The organism is Streptomyces sp. NPDC002306, from assembly GCF_053593435.1.
The window spans coordinates 1-1,157 of the sequence record NZ_JBSFCK010000150.1; the positions used below are offsets into that span (position 1 = coordinate 1).

The following is a 1,157-nucleotide window of genomic DNA, read 5'->3' on the forward strand; positions in this document are numbered from 1 at the left end:
GTGTGGGAGGGCGTCTCCCGGCACCTGTTCCCGGATGCGTCGGGCCGCAGGTTCGGCAGGACGCGGACGGGATCCTGGTGGGATTACACGCGGATCCCCGGTCGTGCCCGGTCTCACACGACGGCACGGAAGTGGGAGACGTTCAGGGTCCACGGCACTCTCGCCGGACACCTTGCCTCCTACCAGCACCGCAGCCTGGGCCCTGAGATCCTCACGCCCGGGCAGGCAGCCGCACTGGAGATGGGGACGAATGTTCTCGAGCAGCCGCGCAGGCTGACCGCGCCGGCCAGGCCCGCAGGCCGTGTCCCGACCGGGGAGATCACTCCGAAGGGCACGCCGAAGACGAGGGCGGCGACGTGGTGGGACCACACCGGCCCGCTCACGCTTGTGTTCTCCGGCGGTGCGGACTCCCGCCGCGGTGACCTGGTCCTCCCGGTCCGCCTGCCGGCCGGCGCCGGCCGGTGGCCGCGGCTCCTCCATTTCCTGAACGACCCGGATTCCTGGCACAAGGTCGACCTGGTCCGCCGCCGTGATGCGTCCGCGCCCGGCGGGTGGGCTTACGAGGCGCACCTGATGGTCCTCGCCGGCGGATATGCGTCCCCTGCAACCCGGGCCCGCCGCGAGGTCGCGGCCGGGATCGACCGGGTCGGGGGAATCGACGGAAACGTGTCCAACCTGTCCGTCGTCTCCTTCCCGGACACGTACGACCCCGCAGACGGCTCCATACGGACAAGCCGCATCGAGCTCACCGACACCGAACGTGCGGCGCTCGAGCGAATCCGGCGGAAGGAACGAGGGCGCAAGCGTGCACTCGACCGGTCCCGGCGTGCCGCCAACCCCACCCAATATGCGCCGTCGAAGCGGCAGCAGGCCCGGGACGAACGCCGGGTGATTGCTGGGCTGCCTGCACGCATCGCCGCGGTGCCCGGCGGCGCCCGGGACGCGAACAAGGCCGGTGTGCCGCGGCAGGCGTACCGGCGTGATGTGCTGTCCGCCGGGTACAGGGTCAACCGCGCCCGCCTCGCGGAAGCCGCGGCGACCGCGGCCGCGGCGAAAGACCACCGGGCGCGGCGGATCGCCGAACGGGTCGTCGAAGCTCATGGGGTGCGGCTCACGGTCGAGGACTGCGACATCCGCACCTGGTACCGGCTGTGGGG

General features: G+C 72.1%; 1 pseudogene. It reads left to right on the forward strand.

From position 1 onward, the window contains the following. Positions 1 to 240 precede the first annotated feature (240 nt). Positions 241 to 1,157, forward strand: a pseudogene (locus tag ACWCQK_RS42540) (transposase); the annotation flags it as partial.